This is a genomic window from Geosporobacter subterraneus DSM 17957 (assembly GCF_900142145.1).
In the GTDB taxonomy this organism is placed as follows: domain Bacteria; phylum Bacillota; class Clostridia; order Peptostreptococcales; family Thermotaleaceae; genus Geosporobacter; species Geosporobacter subterraneus.
In genome coordinates, this window is sequence record NZ_FQZV01000102.1 from 1 (window position 1) to 2,791 (window position 2,791).

Here is a 2,791-nt window from a genome sequence, read left to right on the forward strand (position 1 = left end):
GCCGAAGCGATCATCATTAAGTTTACAGGGATCGATTTTATGTCCTAATAGTGATTCCAAGTCAACACGTTGGAAATCTCCTCAACCCTATAGATACATCCATCCTATCTCCTCAACCCTACCTAATTTCAAACTCATTTTTACCACAAAAAACACCCTCGATATGTTTCCACATACACATATCGAGGGTTACGCCAAGTGGACAATTTTACTTTCATTTTACAAAACCAAGTATTATCAGTAATTTCCGAGTTTTACTTTCTAGACATCAAGCAAATGATCTCAACGTGTGATAGGGGGGCTAAAGTCTGAGCGTCAGTTTGGATGTCAAATCCAGTATCAACAAACCCGCCCAAAACAGCCAAAATAGCCATTTTCAGTGCTTTCACAAAAAGAAATCCGTCCTCGCAAAGAATATCCTTTCGTCCCTAGGATTGGGAAAACGATATTGATGTCTAAAAACATCAAAGACGTATCACTCTTGGACGTTTTTCCCAATCGCTAAGCTCTGGTGTCCAAAACCTGGCCCATTCCTTCATTTCCTTATATTCCGGATTTCTTGGATCCAGCATAATTTCACGGAAATTCACATATCCTCCTACACCACCAACATCCTCCGGTGGCGTTTGACCAATCGCCTCCACCAAGAAAGGCGACTCCTTGTCGTAATCCTCAATCACTTGCGCCAACTCGATTTCATGCTCCCAGTTATCCCCCATATCGTAGGTATACAGTATATGTTTGTATTCAGGCAAAAACTCGGACAACGTATGCCCTTCCATAAGAACTGCATTCTCATCATACTCCAAGCACTCCCTATTCGGAACAACTCTGATAGCAGGATCGTATTTATCACCTTGATGTATGGCAAAGTCATAAAGATGATAATTTTTCCAGTTAAATACGGTTTGCAGCACATTATGTAACCGTTCAAAACTCAGATTAGCAGGAACAATAATTCTTCGTACCGCTTTGTATACATCCAAATTAAGTGTGGCTGACAATTCAAAGGCACGGTATTTATAGGCAGGCTTTCCTGTTAGCTCAGTTAGTGCGTTAATCATTTCCTGGTAAGGAGCGAAGCCCTCATCTCTGGTCTTGGTAATATTGACATGATTATAATTAATAAGAGACCCTACCGTATCACAGAACATCTTTTCAATGCCGTTGTATTCTCGTCCAACATAGAAACTACATTCCAGTCCCGCTTTTGATACCCATGCTGCCGTTTGTCTGCCGCGATTTTGCACTAACTCAACATCTCCCGCTAATCGCATGTATTCTTCAACTATCTCCGGGTTTATATTCATAAACAACAGTGTATTGGAAATCGCCTTTTTCATCATCACTTCAAGGTTTTTTAAGTCTTTCTTTTTAACTTGGTAAATTGCTACCGTGAAGCGAGTAGCATTGTTCACCAACACAATCATATCCTCTGTTCTGCGATTATCCCATACCTTTGTCCAGTTTGCAGTCCATGAAAACAACGGGTTTTCATTTTCTTGTGCAAAAGCAGCTTTTACACCCACAGCCTCTGCTAATTTTTTCGTCAGTGCAATTTGCATTTTCTCACATCCTTTTATCAATCATGAAACAGAATCGTATTGACAAGTCATTTTGAGGTGAAAATCACTTCCCATAGAATCGGCTATTCAATTCATGTAAAGCAAGCAACGGACCTTGGTCATAGGATTCATCCGGGTATAGTTTCTTCATTTCATAAAACCTATCAACCATCCAGGGAATGATCTTTTCTTCTCCACGGAACCCAAGAATCAGACAAACCAATGATTGCACATATGGACTTCGGATCTCGGTATATTTCTCCATCAGCAACGAAGAATAGTTTTTATTACTTTTAGCAAGAAGCTCTATTGAATTTTCGATGAAGATATCATGGTAACTGCGCATCAGCTTATCCACCACCATAGGAAGGATCACTTCCTCAAACGCTAACGCTTTCTTAACCAATAGACGCCGATTGATCATCTCTGTTTTTTTTCGTAAGAGTTGAAATATCTCCTCAGGGTTTTGTTCTGACTGGATTAGTTCCTTCTCCCGAGTAATATGTTCAAGACGTTCATCACTTAATAGCCCTTGTTTTATCGTTATTTCATTGGCAAGATCTTCGAGTTCTTCGTATAGAAGAGTGCTATAGATAAAACGCTGCACAGAGTTTTCCATATACGGATTGTCCTCAAAAAATTTCTTTGACATAAGTTTTTTATACACTTTATCACCTCATGTATTTGATGATCTATTGTTAATTTTTCATTTCAGACTGAAAAATCCAATCACTTCTTTTCACCCTTTGTACTATAATGTGTCCCTTTTCGTTTTGCCTTACCATAAACAATTTCGACTCATATTCCGCCTAACTATTTTTACCAATTTAAATAATTTTGAAAATATCTTAGCTTCAAAAAGGAGTTTTTGATTTTATCTCGAATAATTGTATTATCAAATATTCGAGGTGAATTCTATGAATTTCAATTTTGACCAAATTAAGCCCCATTTTGATGGTAAAGCTGGTTTTATTGCAGGCTTAGCTCAGCAAATTGGCTTAGACCATATCTTTAATAAGGCTCTTGAACAGCATACTGGTAGACCTCCTGAAATTTCTTATGGAACGTTGGCTCAGTTGATGCTGATCAATATTGCAGACGACCATAATCCACTTTCAAGATTGAATGAATATTTCCAACGTGTTGACTTGGAATCACTATTAGGACATAAAATCGATCCCTGTAAACTTAATGATGATCGCTTCGGCAGCTTTCTTGATGCCATG

The 2,791-nt window shown here is 38.5% G+C and carries 3 protein-coding genes; 1 reads left to right on the top strand and 2 read right to left on the bottom strand.

The features are described from left to right. Positions 1 to 464: 464 nt before the first annotated feature. Entirely contained in the window at positions 465 to 1,565 is a 1,101-nt protein-coding gene (locus tag BUB56_RS19060) for a plasmid pRiA4b ORF-3 family protein (RefSeq protein ID WP_110942821.1), read from the bottom strand. A gap of 64 nt (positions 1,566 to 1,629) precedes the next feature. Further along, positions 1,630 to 2,232 (bottom strand): hypothetical protein, encoded by a 603-nt coding sequence (locus BUB56_RS19065; RefSeq protein WP_110942822.1) that lies wholly within the window; start codon positions 2,230 to 2,232, stop codon positions 1,630 to 1,632. Positions 2,233 to 2,482: 250 nt separating this feature from the next. Between BUB56_RS19065 and BUB56_RS19070 the strand changes: the two genes are divergently transcribed. Continuing rightward, on the top strand, positions 2,483 to 2,791 hold a 309-nt coding region (locus BUB56_RS19070), incomplete at its 3' end, for a DUF4277 domain-containing protein (protein ID WP_190014784.1).

Coding starts and splice junctions, on each gene's coding strand:
- BUB56_RS19060 (WP_110942821.1), bottom strand. CDS start 1,565: ATGCAAATTGCACTGACGAAAAAATTAGCAGAGGCTGTGGGTGTAAAA.